Source organism: Aestuariivita sp. (genome assembly GCF_021404545.1).
In the GTDB taxonomy this organism is placed as follows: Bacteria; Pseudomonadota; Alphaproteobacteria; order Rhodobacterales; family Rhodobacteraceae; genus Aestuariivita.
The window spans coordinates 110,391-130,791 of record NZ_JAAWWD010000003.1; the positions used below are offsets into that span (position 1 = coordinate 110,391).

16 protein-coding genes are annotated in these 20,401 nt (G+C 61.0%); 7 read left to right on the forward strand and 9 right to left on the reverse strand.

The features are described from left to right. Positions 1–14: 14 nt before the first annotated feature. Positions 15–1,655 carry a Hint domain-containing protein gene (locus tag HEP69_RS02835; RefSeq protein WP_290557008.1) on the reverse strand — a complete coding sequence of 547 codons (1,641 nt, stop codon included), beginning with the start codon at positions 1,653–1,655 and terminating at the stop codon, positions 15–17. A 685-nt stretch (positions 1,656–2,340) separates the two neighbouring features. Beyond that, positions 2,341–2,691 carry a phasin family protein gene (locus tag HEP69_RS02840; protein ID WP_290557009.1) on the reverse strand — a complete coding sequence of 117 codons (351 nt, stop codon included), beginning with the start codon at positions 2,689–2,691 and terminating at the stop codon, positions 2,341–2,343. A gap of 129 nt (positions 2,692–2,820) precedes the next feature. Between HEP69_RS02840 and HEP69_RS02845 the strand changes: the two genes are divergently transcribed. Continuing rightward, positions 2,821–5,400 (forward strand): HAD-IC family P-type ATPase, encoded by a 2,580-nt coding sequence (locus HEP69_RS02845; RefSeq protein WP_290557010.1) that lies wholly within the window; start codon positions 2,821–2,823, stop codon positions 5,398–5,400. On the opposite strand, the gene HEP69_RS02850 is transcribed toward HEP69_RS02845, so the two are convergent. Beyond that, positions 5,385–6,428, reverse strand: coding sequence for a hypothetical protein (locus tag HEP69_RS02850; protein WP_290557011.1), 1,044 nt, complete (start codon positions 6,426–6,428; stop codon positions 5,385–5,387). The two genes, HEP69_RS02845 and HEP69_RS02850, sit on opposite strands and share 16 nt — an antisense overlap. Positions 6,429–6,557: 129 nt before the next feature. On the opposite strand from HEP69_RS02850, the gene HEP69_RS02855 reads away from it, so the two are divergent. Further along, positions 6,558–7,691, forward strand: coding sequence for a site-2 protease family protein (locus tag HEP69_RS02855; protein ID WP_290557012.1), 1,134 nt, complete (start codon positions 6,558–6,560; stop codon positions 7,689–7,691). An 81-nt stretch (positions 7,692–7,772) separates the two neighbouring features. Beyond that, complete coding sequence (locus tag HEP69_RS02860; RefSeq protein WP_290557013.1) at positions 7,773–9,320, forward strand: PAS domain S-box protein; 1,548 nt, start codon at positions 7,773–7,775, stop codon at positions 9,318–9,320. Here HEP69_RS02860 and HEP69_RS02865 read toward each other — a convergent pair. Then, complete coding sequence (locus HEP69_RS02865; RefSeq protein WP_290557014.1) at positions 9,290–10,045, reverse strand: response regulator transcription factor; 756 nt, start codon at positions 10,043–10,045, stop codon at positions 9,290–9,292. The genes HEP69_RS02860 and HEP69_RS02865 overlap by 31 nt on opposite strands. Positions 10,046–10,213: 168 nt before the next feature. Between HEP69_RS02865 and HEP69_RS02870 the strand changes: the two genes are divergently transcribed. Next, positions 10,214–10,933, forward strand: a complete 720-nt coding sequence (locus HEP69_RS02870) for a helix-turn-helix domain-containing protein (protein WP_290557015.1) — start codon at positions 10,214–10,216, stop codon at positions 10,931–10,933. Between the two features lie 10 nt (positions 10,934–10,943). Here HEP69_RS02870 and HEP69_RS02875 read toward each other — a convergent pair whose 3' ends face one another. Together HEP69_RS02875 and HEP69_RS02880 are read right to left on the reverse strand one after the other, a co-directional pair. Continuing rightward, positions 10,944–11,375: a DUF2267 domain-containing protein gene (locus HEP69_RS02875; RefSeq protein WP_290557016.1), complete on the reverse strand. Its 432-nt coding sequence runs from the start codon at positions 11,373–11,375 to the stop codon at positions 10,944–10,946. A 22-nt stretch (positions 11,376–11,397) separates the two neighbouring features. Next, positions 11,398–12,588 carry a hypothetical protein gene (locus tag HEP69_RS02880; protein WP_290557017.1) on the reverse strand — a complete coding sequence of 397 codons (1,191 nt, stop codon included), beginning with the start codon at positions 12,586–12,588 and terminating at the stop codon, positions 11,398–11,400. 159 nt (positions 12,589–12,747) lie between these two features. Here HEP69_RS02880 and HEP69_RS02885 point away from each other — a divergent pair, with 159 nt between their 5' ends. From HEP69_RS02885 to parE, 3 genes are all read left to right on the forward strand, one after another. After that, positions 12,748–13,233: an Hsp20/alpha crystallin family protein gene (locus HEP69_RS02885; protein WP_290557018.1), complete on the forward strand. Its 486-nt coding sequence runs from the start codon at positions 12,748–12,750 to the stop codon at positions 13,231–13,233. 61 nt (positions 13,234–13,294) lie between these two features. After that, on the forward strand, positions 13,295–14,134 hold the full coding sequence (locus HEP69_RS02890; protein WP_290557019.1) for a universal stress protein: 840 nt from the start codon (positions 13,295–13,297) through the stop codon (positions 14,132–14,134). A gap of 215 nt (positions 14,135–14,349) precedes the next feature. Continuing rightward, positions 14,350–16,305: a DNA topoisomerase IV subunit B gene (parE, locus tag HEP69_RS02895; protein WP_290557020.1), complete on the forward strand. Its 1,956-nt coding sequence runs from the start codon at positions 14,350–14,352 to the stop codon at positions 16,303–16,305. Positions 16,306–16,526: 221 nt separating this feature from the next. On the opposite strand, the gene HEP69_RS02900 is transcribed toward parE, so the two are convergent. The 3 genes from HEP69_RS02900 to HEP69_RS02910 all read right to left on the reverse strand — a co-directional run bounded on the left by HEP69_RS02900 (position 16,527) and on the right by HEP69_RS02910 (position 20,397). Beyond that, positions 16,527–18,167, reverse strand: coding sequence for an ABC transporter substrate-binding protein (locus HEP69_RS02900; protein ID WP_290557021.1), 1,641 nt, complete (start codon positions 18,165–18,167; stop codon positions 16,527–16,529). Between the two features lie 224 nt (positions 18,168–18,391). Next, positions 18,392–19,051: an ABC-type transport auxiliary lipoprotein family protein gene (locus tag HEP69_RS02905; protein ID WP_290557022.1), complete on the reverse strand. Its 660-nt coding sequence runs from the start codon at positions 19,049–19,051 to the stop codon at positions 18,392–18,394. Beyond that, positions 19,048–20,397, reverse strand: coding sequence for an MlaD family protein (locus tag HEP69_RS02910; RefSeq protein WP_290557023.1), 1,350 nt, complete (start codon positions 20,395–20,397; stop codon positions 19,048–19,050). Before HEP69_RS02910 ends, HEP69_RS02905 begins: the two co-directional genes overlap by 4 nt. Between the last annotated feature and the right edge of the window lie 4 nt (positions 20,398–20,401).

Genomic DNA, 20,401 nt, shown 5'->3' on the forward strand with positions numbered 1-20,401 from the left:
TGGTCGGTAACGCCTCAGTAACGGATATCCTCGATCGCGCTGGCATAGTCGTCGTGGAGGTGATCGGGCAGGACAGATCGCATGTGATCAATGTCGCGGGCCCGCGCCCGGGCCGCGTTGCGTTGCGCGAATTTGTCTCCCACGACGATGCCGCCTGCAAGGAACGTGCAGGTTGCCGCATCGCTCAGCCCATTGCTTCGGTCGGTGGCATCGCCAAGCTTGAGATTGTACATCACCCCATCGAAATCCACCGCTTCGCAAGCGGTTACAGCCACCGGACCATCACCGGTCAGGACGCTTACTCCCTGCTTGAGCGTCGAAAGCGCAACCAGCCCTTCGGGGGTTGCAATCAAATGCGCCCCTGTCGCAGTCAGGTGATGGCCGCCTTCGGTTGTCAGGCGAAACACCGTGTGATCGGACAGTGGGGCAGCCGATGACTGATGCCCGCCCCGGGTTGTCGCCTCCACCCCCAGATCGCCGCCGGATGCATCGGCGCGCACCCGCATCGTATTGTCGATCTTTTCGATGGCCATGACGCTGCCGTCTTCCATTGTGACCTCGGTTCCTTCGGCCAGGCAGTGCCACCAAAACCACAGATTGGGGATTTTCTGGCACTGGAAGGACGGTTCATTCGGCGTGTCGGTACTGCATACGGCGAAACTGAGTGTCGGCGTCGGAGCATTCAGAACCGGAATCTGGAAGCTGTAGAAGAAATAGCTGACCGTCTCGTTCACCAGCGATTGCGGATCATAGACCAAGGATGAGGTCTGGGTATAGGATCCGCCCGCGCCATAGGGATAGTTCCATGTCACCTGGTTCTGGCTATCCGGGCCGACGGTGACCTTGCCGGTGAAATCTGTTGTATAGGTTGTGTTCAACTCAACCGTATCGCTGCCGCTATTGGTCACGAAATAGATCTTAGTATCATAGACGGCGCCGCTGATCGCCTGCCCGATGCTGCCGTCGATGTTATAAGGCAGCACCGCGTTCCCCATGAAGGGCACGATCAGATACGGGGTCTGGACATTCTGCGGCTCGGCGTACCAATAGTCGACATCCTGACTGGTCGAGGTTCGGCCCAGCGCAATGCGAACATTGGGCGGATAGGCCGGTGTGGTCGTCGGCTCCACCACATCGATCGTGGCCAGCGCTTCGCCGAGCATTGCCTGGCTGGCTGTCGCGGCAAAGGCCGCTGTTCCATCCTGCGCCACTGAATGATGAACCGCGAGCACCTTGAGCGTCTTGTCGACCGGTTTGGCCGAAGCGGTATCGGTCGAGACCTGGACAAAGCCCTCTGCGACATTGCTGTTATGCCCCAGCGCCAGCAGATCACCGCTGGCGCCATCCATCGCAAAGACCGTCCCGCCCGAAAACACATGGCCCCGTCCCGAGGACTGCCAGCTCATCGCCGTGGCCCGTCCGCTGCGATCAGCGCCCTTGTCGACAAGCGCCAACCCGGTCTTGCCCGCAGCCGCCAGTCCCAGCGTGCTGTGTAAATGCGGATAGCGCTCCTTGTGCCGCCCCGATGCGGCCAGCGCAGCCTCGATCCCGGCGCGGTGCACCGGGTCGGCGGGGTCAAGATGCACTTCCGCATCAGGCGGCAGCGCATCAAACAGGGTGTGAACGGCAGACAGATCTAGAGATGGCTCTGACACGGTGCAGATCCTTTCCTCAACTTGAGTAAAACAGAATTTCAATTCAATAGAGAACCCAACTCAGGGTAGCGCGACTCATTCGAGCGCACAACTTTTTAGTTAAAATTTATTGCAGTAGGAAAATATTCTATGCATGAAAAAAATCGCGACCGGGCTGGATCGGGGCCTGCACCGAAGACTCAGGCGCGCCCCGTTCGGATGCTGGCGAGCCTGCAATAGAACAGCCATACATGGATAAAGTCGGATCGGGGCGCGCCTTCACGCCATGAGATTTCGCGCCCTCTGACCAGCCGGTTTTTTCGGTCCCGAAGAGCAACGCGGTCGGTCAGGGTCGCGGCGGTCTTGCGCGTCCAGACACCGCGCCTGGATCCCCAAAGGCGCGTTTTTTGCCAGAATCACTCCGGGGTGGCGTTCACCGCGATCGCTTTTGCGATGCCCGGATCCGTTCGCTACGGTCAAACCAATCGCATCTTGAAACGCAAAGACCCGGGTCATCTTCGCTGCGTTGCTTGCAAAGCAGAGACCGGTATCTGCGGGTCCTCTCTGAAAAATTCCGGGCGTCCGCGGCAGCAACCGCGGGGAGGGCCCAGAAAATCGGAAACGTGGCTGGCAGACCAGCCAACGCACTGCACCGTACCCTGAAAAGAGAGTTTCAGGGGTGCGGAAATGCGCGCGCGGCGCGTGATCAATCCGCCGTTTTGCCAGTTCCGCGGAGCAGCGATTTGGTGCTCATTTCAACCAGTTTGCCGGTTTCGGCCTGATATTGGTCAATTGCCTTCTGAATGAATTCAGCCTGGATATGCTGCAATTCAGAGACGTTTTTGCAATGCATCATCCGGTGCTGCGTCTTGACATCTTCCTTGACACGGTCGGCGACGAAACTCAAAACCTCCGCGCTCATTTCATTGATAGATTCAAGCCAAGCCGTTCCCATCCCGACCATATTGGTGAACCCGGCCTCCTGCAGCTGAGCAAGCGTGTCGGATGCTGCGACTGCATCGGCCTTGTGCGGTGTGTCTGCGTCCTTGTCTACCATTGATGATTCTCCTGAGGGTTGCAAAGGTCAGTATCGCACACCGCGCGCGCCACCGATTGATATTCCTCAACTCTTCCACGCATGGCCGGGCTATGGCGACGTGCACAACGTCGTGATGGAGCCTGCCCGTTGCCCGACACATCCCACCCCCCCGGACTGACCCAGGCCGAGGTCGCACAGCGGCGTCGCAGCTTTGGCTGGAACGAACTGCCCCAAGGCAAGCAGGCAGGCCCGCTTACGGTTCTTTTGCGGCAATTCTCCAGCTTTCTGGTGTTGATCCTGATTGCTGCCGCGGGGATTGCGATCGTCGTCGGTGAGCGCATTGACGCGCTGGCCATCGGATTGGTCGTGCTGTTGAACGCAGGCCTTGGATTTGTGCAGGAGTGGCGCGCGGAGACCGCACTGAGCGCGCTCAGGAACATGATGTCGCCAAAGGCGCTGGTGCTGCGCGACGGGCACGAACAGGTGATCGCCGCGCGTGAGCTGGTCCCTGGCGATCTCATTGTGCTGAACGCCGGCGACAAAGTGCCCGCCGATGCCACGCTGATCCATTCGGTCGAACTGCGGCTGGATGAAAGCGTGCTGACCGGCGAATCCCTGCCGGTGGAAAAGTCCGAAGCGACCGACAGCGCAGTGGTCTTTGCAGGCACCGCCGCCGTTGCGGGGCGGGCAGAGGCCAAGGTCATCGCCATCGGGGCCGCGACCGAGTTTGGCAAGATCGCCCTGCTGACCGGAGCGGTCGGTCCGAAAAAAACCAACCTTCAGGTCAAGCTGGGGCGTCTGGCAACGCAGCTGGGGCTGGCCGCCCTGATCGTCGCGGCGGCAGTCGTCGCGTTGGGCATCGCGGTGGCGCGCGACACCTTCGAGATGATGATGACCGGGCTGTCGCTGTCGGTGGCCATGGTGCCCGAAGGCCTGCCTGCCGTGGTGACCATCACCCTTGCGCTGGGGGCCGCCGCCATGGTGCGCCAAAAGGCGCTGGCCCGGCGGTTGCAGGCGGTCGAGACTCTGGGCGCAGCCTCGGTGATCTGCACCGACAAGACCGGGACGCTGACCGAAAACAAGATGACGGCCACCCAGATCTGGACCCCGGCGCTGAGCTATCGCGCCACCGGTACGGGATACGATCCGGCAGGCCATATCGAAACCGGCGGGCAGCGCGTCCGGGCCAAGGATGACCCGGCCCTGGCGGCGCTGCTGAGGACCGGGCTTAATTGCACGCATGCGCGGCTGCGGCGCGAGGGCGACGCCTGGTTCATGACGGGCGAGCCAACCGAAGGGGCGCTGGTCACTCTGGCTTACAAAGGCTGGTGCGATCTGCCGGATCAGAACGCGCTGATCGCCGAAGCCCCCTTCAGCAGCGATCGCAAACGCATGAGTGTCCTGTTTCGCGACGGCGCGGGTGGGCAGATCTATACCAAAGGGGCACCAGAACAGGTGCTGGCGCTCTCGACATGGCTTCAGGTGGGCGACCGGATTGAGGCACTGACCGATATGTGGCGCGCAGAGATATCGCAGGCATATGAGGATATGGCCGCGCGGGGTCTGCGGGTGATCGGATTTGCCCAGCGCGCGGTCCCTGATCATGCGTTAGTCGAGGAGGAACTTGTGTTTCTGGGGCTGGTCGGATTGATTGACCCTCCCCGGGCCGAGGTCAAGGGTGCTATCGCTGCGGCGCGCTCGGCAGGTATCCGGATCGCCATGATCACCGGCGACAGCCCGATCACAGCCCGGGCGATTGCGGCCCAGCTCGACATGCCGGTCTACCAGACTGTCACCGGACCACAGCTCGAAGCGCTGGACGATGCCGGATTGCGGCAGGTCCTGGCGGGCGATGCTGTCTTTGCCCGCACCAAGCCTGCCCATAAGATGCGCCTGGTGGCCGCGCTTCAGGCCGAGGGGCAGATTGTCGCCATGACCGGAGACGGGGTTAATGACGCGCCCGCCCTCAAACAAGCCGATATCGGCATCTCGATGGGGATCCGGGGGACGGATGTCGCGCGCGACGCCTCCGATCTGGTGCTGCTGGACGACAACTTTGCGACGATCCTGCGGGCGATCGGCGAGGGGCGCCGCCAATTCGCCAACGTGCAGAAATTCGTGCGTTACCTGCTCAGCTCGAACGCGGGCGAGGTTGTGGCCCTGATGGTCAACATCCTGATCGGCGGCCCGTTGATCTTTCTGGCCACCCAGATCCTGTGGATGAACCTTGTCACCGATGGGGTGACCGCGGTGGCCTTGGGTATCGAAAAGGGCGAGCCGGATCAGATGGATCGTCCTCCCCGGCCCAAATCCGAGCCAATCCTGGGCTGGGGCGGGATCCTCAGCATTTGCCTTTTGGGTCTTTATACCGGGGGAGCAAGCCTGTGGATCTTTTTCAGCCTGCTGGAGGTCGATGTCGATCTGGCGCGCACCACGGCGTTTACCGCGATGGTCGCGTTTGAAAAAGTCAGCGTCTTTGCATTCCGGTCGCTGCACCTGCCGTGCTGGCGCATCGGATATCTGTCGAACCCCCTGTTGCTGATGGCGCTTGCTCTGACCATGGGCGCACAGGTCGCGGCGGTCTATTGGGCACCGTTGCAGACGCTGTTGCACACCGTGCCCCTGGGGGCCGAGCACTGGGGGATGATCGCCCTCTTCGCGCTGCCGATCCTGATCCTCCCCGAACTGCTCAAGACGGTGCTGGGGGCGCTTCAGCGCGCCAGATAATAGACCACCATGCTGGCCGCAAAGAGGATCAAAACCACAATCGAATCGATGCCAAACGACCCCAGCCGGGGCTTGCGCCTGACGATCAGCCCGATCAGGAACACGCTGGTGACCGCGATCGCAAAGGCCAGCGACAGCCCCACGATATCCGACACATCGCGCAGCACTGGCCCCGACCGAAACAACAGATCGGCTGGAAAGACCAGCACCAGCATGATCAGGTTGCTTCCAAAGATGTTGGATATGGCCATTGTATAGGACCCGATACGCACAGCCGTGATACTGGTCGTGAGTTCCGGCAAGGAAGTGGCCGCCGCCAGAAGGGTCACTCCGACAAAGCTGGTGCCAAGCCCCGACTGGTCGGCAATGCGATCGGCAAACAAAACCAGCAAGATGCCAAAGATCAGGATCAGGGCACAGGCCAGTGCGCTTTGCCCAAAAAGGCGGATGGTGCTGGTCGTCGCAATACCGGTGGGCGCTGGAAACGGGATATGCTCGGGATCGGGCAGATCGACCGGCACCCAATCGTTGGCCGCATCATAGCGCCGCAAGAGCCAGATCGCCCCGCTATAGACCGCCGCGATCAGAATGGACCCGTACCCGATGTGAAAGAACGCGATGGGCTCACCCAGCTGCGTCGCGATCAGGGTGATCGACAACAGCAGCACCAGCAAGGTCGCCTCCAGCGCATGATTGGCGCTGCGCGGATAATTGGTGATCGCCCCGCGCGCCCAGAAATCGGACATCGCCAGGATGGCCGTCTGTAACGCGATCCCGCCGAACAGGTTGTTGAGCACCAGGTCGCGGGCCTGTTGCACCGCTGCGGTAAGGGTCGTGGCCACCTCCGGCAGGGACGTGGCCAGTGACAGCAGCAGCAACCCCACAAGCGATTTTGCAAGCTTGAGCCGGTCGGCCAACGCATCGGCCAAATAGGCCAGACGCGCGCCGGACACCCAAACCATGGCCGCACAGAGCGCAAACACCACGCCGCTTTGCAACAAAGTAGTCTCGGGGAGGATCAGGATCATCGGCAAGAGCTATCGCAATCGGGTTGGGCCGCGTTTGATTTTGCTCAATACGCCCCGGCCGAGTTGAGAAAGATCAATACGCCGCCCCCCGGCAGTTCCTAAGCTGGGGGCAAGACATTGGAGGCGAGCATGTTTTCCCATGCTTTGAAACTTTTTACCTTGAGAGGGTTCGACATACGGGTCGACCCGAGTTGGGTTCTGATCGCCGCTCTGATCACCTGGAGCCTGTCTCAGCAGTACTTTCCCATGACCGTGCCGGGTTTGACCCAGAGCCAATACCTGTCGATGGCCGTCATCGCGATGCTGGCGTTTTTTGCGTCCCTGCTGCTGCATGAGCTGGCCCACGCGACGGTGGCGAGACGATACGGGGTGAATACATCCAGCATCACCTTGTTTCTCTTTGGTGGTGTCGCCGAGTTGGAAGATGAACCCAGCTCTGCCGCGGCCGAGTTCTGGATCGCGATTGCCGGTCCGGCGGCAAGTTGCGGACTTGCCTTTGGGTTTTGGGTCCTGGCGGGCACTCCCTGGCTGGATCCGCCGGCCAGGCAAGTATTGAGCTATCTGGCGACGATCAACCTGATCATTGCCGTATTCAACATGATGCCAGCCTACCCCCTTGATGGCGGTCGTGTCTTGCGCGCGTGGATCTGGAACCGCAGCGGCGATTTGCTCAAGGCCACTGAAACCGCGGCGCGCTCAGGCACGATCTTTGCCTATATCCTGATGGGGCTTGGGGTCGTGTCGCTTTTTCAGGGGGCGCAGGTCGCCGGGATCTGGCAGCTTTTGATCGGTGGGTTTCTGTTGATCGCGGCGCGCAGCGCGTTGCAACACCAGATGACCAAGACCGTCTTTGCCCATAAGACGGTTGCCCAGTTGATGACCGCACACCCGATTGTCACCAGCCCTGATTTGAGCCTTGCGGACCTTGCCAACCAGATCATGCTGCGGCACCGGATCAGCTTTGTTCCGGTGGTTGAGGACGGTGTCTTGCTGGGTCAGGTCGACAGTGCCGTGCTGGGCAGCATCGACCGCGAAAACTGGATCAACACCCGGGTCGGTGACGTCTATGTCGCGCTGAGCGCCGAGATCAGCGTCAGCCCGGATCTGTCGGCCTCGGCGCTATTGGCCCGGATGACCCAAACCGGTCGGCGTAAATTCCTGGTGGCCGATCACCGGACGCTGGTGGGAGTGATCAGCCTGTCGGATTTATTGGAGTATATCGCCCTGCATCAGACACTTGGCCTTGACCAAAGGCGCAAATGAACTCCTCTTGCCTGGCGGTCATCTTGGCACCGCGTCAGTTGATCTTCACCTGACATGACCCAGACAACCCGCGGAACGGATATGACGACGGACACACATGACAGCCTGATCCTGCGCGCCATCATGGATGCAGCCGTTGATGCGATGATCGTATCGGACAAGGACGGTATCATCATCCGTGCGAATGCGGCGGCTTGCCGTTTGTTCGGTTTCGATCTGGACGAGCTTGTGGGACACAACGTCAACATCCTGATGCCGCCGACCATGGCCGAACGGCATGACGGGTTCATGGCCGCACATGTGCAAACGGGCGAACGTCGGATTATCGGGATCGGGCGCGAAGCCGATGGACAGCGCAAGGATCGCAGCACCTTTCCGTTGCATCTGTCGGTGGGTCGTACCGATCTCTCGGGCGTACCTTACTTCGTGGCGATCCTGCATGACCTGACCCAGCGCAACGCGACCCAAGGGGCACTGTCTCGATCCCAACGGCTTGAGGCGATCGGCCAGATGACCGGGGGTATCGTTCATGATTTCAACAACTTTCTGACTGTCGTTATCGGAAATCTGGAACTTCTGGAAACCCGTTTGACCGACAAGCGCCAGCACGATCTGGCCCTTGATGCCCTCAATGCCGCGGAATTGGGGGCCAATCTCACGTCGCGCCTCATGGTCTTTGCCCGCCAGAGCAATCTCAAGCCCCTGGTCGTGGATCTGAGGGAAGTTTGCCGCGACACGCTGGCAATACTGGAACGCACCATCGGCGCGCTCTTCAATATCCGCGTCGATTTCGGCGAGGATATCAGCCCGGTTTCAGTGGACCCGGTGCAATTGCAGTCGGCACTCATGAACCTTGCGCTGAATGCAAAGGACGCGATGCCAGAGGGCGGAGAGTTGCTGATTACAGTCTCCAACATCCTGATCGACGACAGCTATATGGCGCAGGAAACCGATATCGTGCCCGGCCATTACGTCCGCCTGTCGGTCAGCGACAATGGCAGCGGGATGAGCCAGGAGATGCAAGATCGCGCGTTCGAGCCGTTCTTTAGCACCAAGAGCGACTCGGGCGGCAGCGGTCTGGGTCTGCCCATGGTCTATGGGTTTGTGCGCCAGTCCGGGGGCCATATCACCCTCTATAGCGAGCTTGGCCACGGGACGAGCTTTGGGCTCTACTTCCCGGCACTTGAAGCGCCCGACCATGCAACACGAACGCTGCCCCCGAACGGCCTGCCGCGCCGCCTGCCCCGTGGGCAAGGCCAGGTTGTGCTGGTCGTGGAGGACAACGCCAAGGTCCGCCGCCTGTCGGTCGAGCGCCTTGGCGATCTGGGGTTCAAGGCAGTGGAGGCCGAGAGCGGTGACGCCGCCTATGCCATGCTGCAAAGCGGCCTGAAAGCCGCTATCGTCTTTTCCGACCTCGTCATGCCGGGCACTTTGAACGGCTATGATCTGGCGGCCAAGGTGCGGGCGGAGTTCCCTGACACTAAAGTGCTGCTGACATCGGGATATGCCAGCGATGTGGTGACCAGCGCAATGGCCGAGGGGCAAAACTTTGACGTATTGCACAAACCCTATCGACTGTCGGAGCTTGCCCTGCGCCTTCAGGCGCTTTTGCTCGGCGCGCCAGGCTGAACCCGTTCGACATCACAGGCAAAGGTATAGCCGATCCCCCGCACGGTCTTGATCAGTTGCGGGCGCGAAGGATCCTTTTCGATCTTCTTGCGCAGGCGCGCCACCTGATTGTCCACGGTCCTGTCCAGCGGGCTCCAGTCAACGCCCCCTGTAAGGTTCATCAGTTGATCGCGCGACAGGACCCGGTTGGGTCGTTTCAGAAACACGTTGAGCAGCTTGAAATCGCCGCTGGTCAATTCGCAGGGCCTGCCGCAGCGATCCACCAGTTCCAGCCTTTCAGGCCGCGCCGTCATCCCGTCAAAGCGCAGAGCGGCGCGTGTGTCGACATGCGCGGGCTCACCCATCCGGTGTGGCAAAGGTCTGGTCCGTCGCAAGATCGCGCGGATGCGGGCCAGGACCTCGCGGACATGAAAGGGTTTGGTGATGTAATCATCTGCCCCGATCTCAAGTCCGACAACGCGGTCAATGACATCGTTGCGCCCGGTGATCATGATGATCGGAACATCCGACATATGCCGGATCTCGCGCGCCAGATCGAGACCGCTTTCGGCACCCAGGTGAATATCGAGGGTCACCAGATCGACCTGCCGGACCGAGATGATCTTCATCGCGGCGGGACCTGTCTCGGCTTCCTCAACATCAAGACCGTCCTCTTCCAACGCGGTCCGCAGAAGCGTTCGGATCTTGCGATCATCCTCAACGACAAGAATTCGGGCCTCATTCATGTCCATCACCGATCTTACAGCACGAATTTTGATAGCCGACCAACGCAAGCGTCGTACAGGGCGCGCGATGAACGGATACAAAACGATACAAAAGCAGGCTTACCAACCATAGCCGTTGCGACATTGAGTGTCCAACTAACCCATGAACAGCAAATGGGGGACATTCGCATGTATGTTACGATACCATCCGTCACCGCACCCGATCTGCCATTAATCACGCTGCCGGACCGGGGCCCACATCATGCGGCATTCACCCTTAAGGCAGGTCGCTTCCTGTTTCGCGCGGGCGACACCGCCCGCTTGATCTATTATGTTCATTCGGGTGTGCTGCGCCTGACGCGGGTCTTTGAGGATGGTCGCCGTCAGGTCATCGCCTTTGGCTATCCCGGCGATGTCGTGGGCTTTCCGGTGGATGGCCTGCACCATACCGATTGTGATGCGGTGACCGAGGCCCGCCTGCAGCCCTACCGGCGCAGCGCGTTGGAAACCGGCACGGGGGACCCGGAGTTACATCGCCATCTGCTGACCGCCGCCCTGCACGAGATTGGAGCGATGCAGGATCATTTCATGATGCTGGGACGCAAATCCGCGACCGAACGGGTGGCCTCTTTCCTCTGCGTTCTCAAGGAGCGGGTGGGCCAGTCCATCGGATCCTACGATCAGGTCGCCCTGCCGATGAGTCGGGCCGACATCGCCGATTTCCTGGGCCTGACGACAGAGACCGTCAGCCGCACCTTCACGCTGCTGCGCAAGAGCAAGGTCATCGCCCTGCATCAGGTCCATACCGTCATCATCCGCCAGCCCGAGCGGCTGACCGCGCTGGCTCAGGGCGAAGACCGGCTGACGCCCCCCAAGAGGGCGCGCGCGCCGATCTCTGCCGTCGCCTGACGCTTCCGCCTCATGGCGCAGGCCAGAGGGCGCGGATCTCATCGGGCAGACAGGCGCGGATGTCCTCAACCTCGCCCCGGCTGATGCGGGCATTGAGCAGAGCAAAGACATGATCGATATCGCGCTCGCCGCGATACTCTTCCGCTCCTGCCATCGCGTCGGAGATGCTGGTGCGAAACTGCCAGGCCTTGCGGTCCTTGACCGGAGTGTCTTTGGGCTTCCAGCCCTCGAACATCATGCCTCGGATCAGCAGCGGCAACTGCGCTGAAAACTGCGCCAGCTCATCGACCGGCAGATGGTCGCGCACGTGATGCAAACTGATCCGCAGCAGACGCAGCGCGCTCCGGCGCGAGGCCCAGTCGAGCCTCTCGGCCAGCTCGTTGATCCATTCATGGGTCAACTGGACGGTATGGTCGATGACTTCGAGACCTTGTGCAGACATGGGGGTACGCGCTCCGTCTTTGTTATTTGGATCGGTCGTTGATAGGCTTCATATCGGCATCGAGGGCCTGGCCCGGATTGCCGATCATCCAGTGAAACAGCACGTTGACCATCGCGCCGATCCCCAGCAGCACCAGCGTGTAATTCACCACCCAGCCGACAAAGGGGATGAAGTTCAGCAGCGCGATGGCGACCACCGCCCCCGCAAGAACCAAAAGCCGAATGGCCATGCCGGGATCGGCCTCGCCGCCAAAGGCGGTCCAGAGGCGCAGCCCAACCGTATAGGCACCCAGCGCATAGCCGAACGTCCAGACGACGACGATGGCCAACAGGACGGCGGGGATGAACGGCAGGCCGACAAGTGTCATACCGATGATCGGTGTCATACCGAAAAGCATCGACAGACCGACCACCCCCAGCACGATCATCTGACCTGGCCGCCGCACGATATCGGTGCGCATCCCTTCGACCACACGTGGGAAAAAGCCCAGCATCAGCGCGCCAAGCGCCACAAAAAAGAACAGTGATATGACCAGCGCACTGAATGCCGACAAAAAGGCAGGCAGCATCGGCATCTCATCCAGCTTCCAGTCCTCCCGCGCCGAGTCCAAGGCGTCGGAGATACTGAATGCTTCGAACCGCACCCGGTCGGCGGGTGCGACACGCTCGGGCACCGCAATCTCTGCGCGTGTCGCATAGCTGAGCGTGCCGGTGACAACCGCCTCAGGTCCGAAGGTGATGGTACGCGCAACGATCTGCGCATCCCCGCTGATCGGCGCGTTCAGGACAACCGTGCGTCCCACCGCGATCAATGCGCCCGTGATCGGCCCTTCGATTGTTACGGTGCGCCCCATCAGCCGGGCATTGCCGGTCACGCTTGCCTCCGGATCGACACGGACGGTCATCCCGGCGGCTGACAGATCCTCCCCCACGCGCGACTGAATGGTTACGCTGGACCCTGCGGCATAAAGATCGGCGCCCACGTCGCTGGACACGGCCACATCATATCCCGAAACGTGCAGATCGCCCGCAACGGTGCCACGCGCCACCGCGCTGCTTGCGGCCAGAAAGGCATCACGCGGCGCGGTAAAGCTTTCGATCACCGCGTCGCCAGCAACAAACCGGTCGCCGCCACTCGCGGTGCGGGATGTCTCGGCCATGGCCAGGGTCGCGCCCCACAGCACCAGCAGTACGCTCATGACAAGTCTCAGCATCACCATACCCTCCTCCTTGATCCGATCTGTCCGGCCCCTTTCTAAGGCCCGCCCGAAGATCCAGATTGATCCGTGTCAATCGGCAGGACTGCGGTGCTGCTAGAACGGATCCGGCACACCGACGTGCCGGTTCTTGCTGAAACGGAAAGGAGAGTTCCGATGTCCCGACAAACCCTGCCCGGCTTGTTTTCAAACTCCGACACACCCGCGTTTCTTCGGTCGATGCAACAGGAGGTGAACCAGATGCTGGAGCGGTTTCGCAGCGGTCAACCTGAGCGCCTGACAGAGTTCCTGTCAGCAAACGGTGCAAGCGATTTTCCCGCCATAGATGTTGCTGAAACCGATGACGCCATCGAGATCACGGCCGAGGTGCCGGGAATGGAGGAGGACGATCTGGATGTGTCGGTGGCGGGCGGTGTCCTGACCCTGAAGGGCGAAAAAAGCAGCGATCGTGAAGAGAGCGACAAGGATTACTACCTTGTCGAGCGCCGCTATGGCGCCTTTCGCAGGCAGGTGCCTTTGGGCTTTGCCCCCGAGGACGGCGCGGTGACGGCTGAGTTTCGCGACGGGCTGCTCAAGCTGACAATCGCCAAGCCGGCCGAGACCAAGGCGGCGGTTCAAAAAATCGACATCAAAAAGAGCTGATGCCGCGGAGGGCCGTGTCTTTGCGGCCCTTCCCACCCGCCTTGATCCCAAAGGAACACTCATGAGCCTCAAGACGATACTGGTCTGTATGACCACCGCCGACCACGCAGATACCCTGATGAAGATGGCGGTCCCCCTGGCGCGCAGGACCGGGGCACATCTGATCGGACTGCACACGATCGAAGCGCTTTTAGTCTATCCTGGCATTGCCATGCATGTCCCCGGCTCGGTCTTTGCTCAGTTCAATCAGAATCAGAACAAAGAAGCCGCCGAGATCCAGGCGGTCTTTGACAAATGGACCGAGGCTGAAACGTTTGTCAGCGAATGGCGCCTGGTCAAGGCCGAGGCGGTGTCGGCCGCCGACCGGATGCTGGAAAGCGCGCGGACCGCCGATCTGGTGATCATGGCCGCGGGGGATCCCCAGCACGACCGGGTGGACCAGAACAATGCACAATCCCGCGTGATCCGCGATTGCGGCCGTCCGGTGATCATCGTGCCGCTCGGCTATGACGGGCCGGAGATCGGTCGCTCGGTCGTGCTGGGCTGGAGCGACACGCGCGAGGCCGCCCGGGCGGCCCATGATCTGCTCTTGGTGACGGATCCGGGCGCGGCGGTCAGTGTCTTGCGGATCGACGCGGCGCAATCCGATCCTCTCACCGATTATGTCGGTATGGATCTGGCCGCGACCTATGCCCGTCAAGGACTGAACGCATCGATTGTGCATCGTGACAAGGTCGGCGGCAGCATCGCCGAGGCGATGAATGCCCACGCTTTTGAGCAAGGCGCGGACCTGATCGTAACCGGCGCGTTCGGACATTCGCGCGCCTATGACTTTGTCATCGGGGCCGCCACCCAGGACCTTTTGCATCATGCCACGTATCCGGTGATGTTCAGCAAATAGCCATCTGAGACCCAACAAACCGAAAACTCCAGGCTTATGCGCGATCCAAAGCGTGTTTTTGGGTCGCGCGGCCACGTTCGGCGGCACCTAGGCTGCGCCCTGCCCCAAGCGAAAGCGCCCCCAAAGACGGGATCTTCCGGCAAGCGGCGGATGACCTCTTTCGCACCTTGCGTCACGCTGCCATACTGCCTGCCAATCAACAAAGCAGAGCAGCAATGGCCGACGACCTTCTTACCGGGACAAGCCCCGCCTATGACGCCTCTTCCATCGAAGTGCTGGAAGGGCTGGAACCCGTTCGAAAACGCCCCGGCATGTATATCGGCGGTACCGACGAACGGGCGCTTCATCACCTTGTCGCCGAGATCCTGGACAACTCAATGGATGAGGCCGTGGCAGGCCACGCCAACCGGATCGAGGTGGAGCTGCATGGCGATTATGCCCTGACCGTGCGCGACAACGGGCGCGGAATCCCGGTGGATCCGCACCCGAAATTCCCCGACAAATCGGCGCTGGAGGTGATCCTGTGCACGCTGCACGCGGGCGGCAAGTTTTCTGGCAAGGCCTATGAAACGAGCGGTGGCCTGCACGGGGTGGGCGCATCGGTGGTCAACGCGCTGAGCGACAGCATGGTCGTACAGGTGGCGCGCGACAAGACCGTGTTCGAGCAACGCTTTTCGCGCGGTCTGCCGCTGGGCCCGGTGGAAAAGGTGGGCACCGCCCAGAACCGCCGCGGCACCACCGTCACCTTTCATCCCGACCCCGAGATATTCGGCCAGCACCGATTCAAGCCCGCACGGCTGTTCAAATCCATCCGGTCCAAGGCCTATCTGTTCTCGGGGGTCGAGATCCGCTGGAAATCGGCCATCAATGACGGCGAGACCCCGACAGAGGCCACTTTCCATTTTCCCGGCGGCCTCTCGGATTACCTGACCGAGACGCTGGGCACGGCCTCGACCTATGCCGAACGGCCCTTTGCGGGCACCGTCGATTTCAAGGAGAAGTTCGGCAATCCCGGCAAGGTCGAATGGGCGATCAACTGGACGCCATCGCGCGATGGGTTCATCCAGTCCTATTGCAACACTGTGCCCACGCCCGAGGGCGGCACCCATGAGGCGGGCTTTTGGGCGGCGATCCTGAAAGGCATCCGCGCCTATGGAGAGCTGGCCAGCAACAAAAAGGCCGCGCAGATCACCCGCGAGGATCTGATCACGGGGGGCTGCGCACTGGTTTCGTGCTTTATCCGCGAGCCGGAATTCGTGGGTCAGACCAAGGACAGGCTGGCCACCGTGGACGCGCAGCGCATGGTCGAAAACTCGGTCCGGGACCATTTCGACAATTGGCTGGCCGCGGATACCAAATCGGCCGGCGCGATCCTGGATTTCCTCGTTCTGCGCGCCGAGGAACGGCTGCGTCGGCGGCAGGAGAAGGAAACAGCGCGCAAGACGGCCACCAAGAAACTGCGCCTTCCCGGCAAGCTGGTCGATTGTTCGCAGAACAATCGCGACGGCACCGAGCTTTTCATCGTTGAGGGCGACAGCGCCGGTGGCTCTGCCAAAATGGCGCGCGACCGCAAGATCCAAGCCCTGCTGCCGTTGCGCGGCAAGATCCTGAACGTGCTGGGCGCCGCATCATCGAAACTGGGCTCGAACGCCGAAATCTCGGACCTGACCCAGGCACTGGGTGTGGGACTGGGCACCCGGTTTAACTTGGATGACCTGCGCTATGACAAGATCATCATCATGACGGATGCGGACGTGGACGGCGCCCATATCGCGTCGTTGCTGATGACATTCTTTTTCACTCAGATGCGCCCGATGATCGACGCCGGGCACCTCTATCTCGCCTGTCCGCCGCTATTCCGCCTGACCCAGGGGGCCAAGCGGGTCTATTGCCTGGATGAGGCGGAACGCGATGTCTGGCTGGAAAAGGGCCTGGGCGGCAAAGGCAAGATCGACGTGTCGCGGTTCAAAGGGCTTGGGGAGATGGACGCCAAGGATCTCAAGGAAACGACGATGGATCCCGCGTCGCGCAAGCTGATCCGTGTGACGATCGACGAAGACGAGCCCGGCGAAACCGGTGAATTGGTGGAGCAGTTGATGGGCAAGAAGCCCGAGCTGCGGTTCCAGTACATTCAAGAGAATGCGCGGTTCGTCGAAGAACTGGATGTCTAGGGCATGACTGCTTAGACCCCGCCAGATTTCGTGTGCATCATGCGTGGCATGCCCGACGACGGCATGCGCGACAGTCTTCCATCGGTGATCCGCCGGACAGCGTTCCTGAGGCGCGCTCTTGCAAGGCTGCGCGGCTGGCCGCCCGTTTGATGCGCACGCCAAACGCGATTGCCTGACACGCACATCGCACGTGTCAGGCCGCAGTCAAGCACTTGGACGGCCTAGGCGGCGAAGCCCAGTTTGGTCACATGGATCTCAAAGGTCGGGTGCATCTCGGCCCCCACCACGTTCTCCTTGTGATGGCGATAGATCGACCGCCAATAGGGTTGGATGATCACGCCCTCGTCCTGCATGATCTTCTGCAACTTGGCCATCACCTCGCGCCGCTGATCCGCATCCGCAATCGACAGGGCCTCACTCAGCAGGGTGTCGAACTCTTCATTGGCAAAGGCGCTTTCGTTCCACGGCTCACCCGAGCGATAAGCCAGCGCAAGCACCTGGACGCCCAAGGGTCGCTGCGCCCAATCGGTTGTCGAATATGGGTACTTCGCCCAGTCATTCCAGAAAGTCGACCCTGGCAGAACCGTCCGCCTGACGTTGATGCCTGCATCGCGCAGCATTGCGGCAGCGGCGTCCGAGGTGTTCTTGCGCCACGTGTCGTCGATCGAGATCAACTCATGCTCGAAATCACCCATACCTGCCTCGTCCATCAGCGCTTTGGCGCCTGCAGGGTCGAAGACCGGTGCCGGGAGTTCAGCATATTCGGGATGGATTGGCGAGACATGGTGATTCTCGGCAACGCGCCCATTGTCGGAAAATCCCAGTTCCAGCAGAACCGCGTTGTCCACCGCCATCGCAAGGGCCCGGCGCACACGGGCATCGGCATAGGGCCTGATACCGTTCACCTCGGCGGCCTGATTGGGGCGAATGACAACGGTGTTGGCCGTCACGGCTTCGGATTTGGCCCAGCCGATCCCATCCATCACAAAGATGAAATCGCCGATGGACTCATAAACCATATCGACCTCGTCGGAATCGACCGCTGCGACGATACCGGCCTGTTCAGTGCCGAAATCCAGGTATTCGATCCGGTCCAGATACGCCCCCTCGCCCCACCAGGCATGGTCTTCGTTCTTGACCAGAACCGCTTTGACGCCAACCTCAAACTCGCCCGGTACGTAGGGGCCGGTGCCGATCGGGGTATCGAGCGGATCGCCGTTAAAGCTTTGATGCACGATCGCGGCCGGGTAGTCCGAGAAACCGGCGATCAGGGTGATGTCGGGCTGGCCCAGCGTCAGGCGCACGGTGGTCTCATCCACGACCGTGATGGCCCCCTCGCGGGCTTGTCCAGTGTCCGCGTCAACAAGCGAGCCCATGCGCGACGCCATCGAGTTGCCCTCTACCCCCGTCTCGCACCAGCGCGCGATATTGAACGCCACATCCTCGGCGGTGAATGCCTCTCCGTTGTTCCAGGTCACGCCCGGGCGCACGTTCAGCGTGTATTCGGTAGCGTCGGCGTTCACCTCCCAGCCTGCCAGCAACATGGGTTTGAAGCTGCCGTCGATCTGATACTCCACCAGATACTCCAGATAGCCGCGGGTATAGTTCGACATCTGCGGCCAGTCATAGGTGCGCGGGTCTTTCAGAGCCTTGACGGAGGATTCGATCCGCAGCGTGCCTCCGGATTGAGCATGGGCTGCGGCATTGGCCGGTTGCGCGAGGCCCAAAAGCCCGTAAGCGGCAGCAGCCGTGACGCCCAGCGATGTGGCGCGGGTGAGAAATTCGCGGCGCGATAAGGTGCCTGCGCTGACTTCGTCGGCATAGGCCCGCGCGGAGGGATGAATAGTATCTGACATGGACATGAAGATCTCATCGGTTGTTGTGAGAAATGGGGAGCGGCCAAATCGTTCAGGTGTCAGGGCAGCTCAGAGCGCGGTCATCGCACCCGTTGGCCGTATTCGGAAAAAACCGACCCGGCACGCGTTAGGAAATACGACATCCGCAGGAATCGCAAGCGGAGTTATGGCCTCGACGGGTTGTTCTCATGCAAGGGCGCCGTTTGGCCAACAGGCCGAGCCATGTCCGGCTAGATTTGGCGGTCCTGATCCGCCGCGCTTTTTGCGATCTCGCGGATACTCCATTCGATGGCATCGCGCATGGTGTCGCCCAGGGCCTCGTCAAAGGCAGAAGCCACGTCAGCCGCCTCGTCCGATGCCGATACGACAATTTCTTCAAATGACCTGGACGCAATGATGCGGTCGGAAAACGCGTCGACAAGCTTGATGTTGAGGCGTACGTCGATGTGCAGGGCGGATCCTTCGGATTGCTCCGGGACGAAGGCCTGAAACTCCCGAATGTCGGTCACGACCAGATAATCCGCGCGCAGCCCGATGGCCGAACTGCCGACAGCCGGGACTTTGCCGGTATTCTCAAAACTCTCGATCAGGAGCGCCTGGACGATCAACGGGGCGCGATCGATCCAGCGCGCATCCGGCAGGTACTGGACCTGCAAGGATGTCGGTTGCACGGCAATCTGGTTGGTATCCACCAAGGCCGTCGCTGTCGGCTGATTGACGACGATCTGCGATTGCAGCTTTGGCAAGGACGCGCTGAACGTGCTTTTGGGGCTTAAGGTATAGAGGTCAGTCGGGGCTGTCGCCTCGGCAAGGCTCGACAACCCGGCGCATCCCGCAAGCCCGGTATGCAGCATCAATCCCGTCATCAATGTCGCAAGGCGCAAGGTCATCGACGAAAATCTGAGTTTTGTGTGCCAAGCAAGAACCTTGCCGGGTCGCGTTCGATCCTGCTCACCAGGCGTTCGAGGTTCACGACAAGTCCGCGCGCCTCCTCTGTAAAGCGCACGAACTCCGGCAAGCCCAAGCGCAGGAACTGCGCCAGTTGGCGCTCGTTTCCGGCCACGACGTTGTCCAGTGTATCGGTGAAACTGGCCGCTGAGCGGGACGCTGCCAAGACTTCGTCGGAAATCGCATCGATATCGGTTGCGGCCCCTTCCACCGCAGAGGTGAACGCGGTGGCTGCCTCACGCAGGTCACCGATAATCTCGCCAACATCGTTTTCGAACAGGTCATTCGCCATGGTAAAGGTCTGGTCAGCCGTACTAAGGGTTTCAGAGGTATCCAGCATCGCCTGGTCAATGAGTTCCAATGTTTGTGTTGCATTGTCAAAGGCTTTCGTCGCGGCCTCTAGCGCCACGCCCCCGTCATCGGCCAGTGTCTGCAACCGCTCTGCAACGATGTCGGAGTTTTCTCCAAGGTCCTTGATCGCCTGCTCACCGGCTTGAACCGTCGTTCGCAGGTCCGAGGCCAGGGGCGTCAGTTCCTCCTGAGTGAAGGTGTCGATCGTCGCTATGGTGCTTGTGGCGCTCTCAAAGGCGGTATCGGCGCTGCTCAGCGCGTCCGTGGCGGTCGTGAGCGTCGTCTCGGCCACATCGCCCAACCGCTCAAGACGATTGGAAAACGCGGCAACCTCCTGTGCGGCAACACGCAGATCGGCCGACAACACCTCGAAATCGCCAAGCGCACTGTCCAGACGCCCCGTTGCGTCAGCCAGGTTGCTGAGGATCGTCGCTGCGGCCTCGCGATTCTGGTCGTCAAACACGCTGTCGATGTTTTCCAGAAGAGAGATCGCCCGATCCAAGAGCTCTGGCGCACCTTCAAAGACCGATTGCAGCGCCGAGCGCTCGGATCGAATAACCGCGTTTTCCGACAATGGTGCGGCGGCGGTCGACCCGCCCGACAAAGCGACATAGCTGACACCGGTCACACCCTGGGCCTGAAGCTGGGCAACGGTATCCGAATTCACAGGTGTGTCGGCATCGACTTCAATGCTTACGCGCACCTGCGAGGGGTTGGTTTCGTCCAGCTCCAGATCGATCACCTGGCCCACCGGCACGCCGTTGAAGCGCACGTCGCTTGCGGTGCCCAGCCCGGCCACATCGGAAAACAGGATATCGTAGTATGCGTATTGCCGGTCCGCTTCGACCTTCGCCAACCACAGCACCAGGCCCAGGGCGCCCAAGGCACCCAGCAAGGTGAAGACGCCTATCAGCACGTAATTGGCTTTGGTTTCCATATCC

Coding starts and splice junctions, on each gene's coding strand:
- HEP69_RS02840 (WP_290557009.1), bottom strand. CDS start 2,691: ATGGTAGACAAGGACGCAGACACACCGCACAAGGCCGATGCAGTCGCA.
- HEP69_RS02850 (WP_290557011.1), bottom strand. CDS start 6,428: ATGATCCTGATCCTCCCCGAGACTACTTTGTTGCAAAGCGGCGTGGTG.
- HEP69_RS02855 (WP_290557012.1), top strand. CDS start 6,558: ATGTTTTCCCATGCTTTGAAACTTTTTACCTTGAGAGGGTTCGACATA.
- HEP69_RS02860 (WP_290557013.1), top strand. CDS start 7,773: ATGACGACGGACACACATGACAGCCTGATCCTGCGCGCCATCATGGAT.
- HEP69_RS02865 (WP_290557014.1), bottom strand. CDS start 10,045: ATGAATGAGGCCCGAATTCTTGTCGTTGAGGATGATCGCAAGATCCGA.
- HEP69_RS02870 (WP_290557015.1), top strand. CDS start 10,214: ATGTATGTTACGATACCATCCGTCACCGCACCCGATCTGCCATTAATC.
- HEP69_RS02875 (WP_290557016.1), bottom strand. CDS start 11,375: ATGTCTGCACAAGGTCTCGAAGTCATCGACCATACCGTCCAGTTGACC.
- HEP69_RS02880 (WP_290557017.1), bottom strand. CDS start 12,588: ATGCTGAGACTTGTCATGAGCGTACTGCTGGTGCTGTGGGGCGCGACC.
- HEP69_RS02885 (WP_290557018.1), top strand. CDS start 12,748: ATGTCCCGACAAACCCTGCCCGGCTTGTTTTCAAACTCCGACACACCC.
- HEP69_RS02890 (WP_290557019.1), top strand. CDS start 13,295: ATGAGCCTCAAGACGATACTGGTCTGTATGACCACCGCCGACCACGCA.
- parE (WP_290557020.1), top strand. CDS start 14,350: ATGGCCGACGACCTTCTTACCGGGACAAGCCCCGCCTATGACGCCTCT.
- HEP69_RS02900 (WP_290557021.1), bottom strand. CDS start 18,167: ATGTCCATGTCAGATACTATTCATCCCTCCGCGCGGGCCTATGCCGAC.
- HEP69_RS02905 (WP_290557022.1), bottom strand. CDS start 19,051: ATGACCTTGCGCCTTGCGACATTGATGACGGGATTGATGCTGCATACC.
- HEP69_RS02910 (WP_290557023.1), bottom strand. CDS start 20,397: ATGGAAACCAAAGCCAATTACGTGCTGATAGGCGTCTTCACCTTGCTG.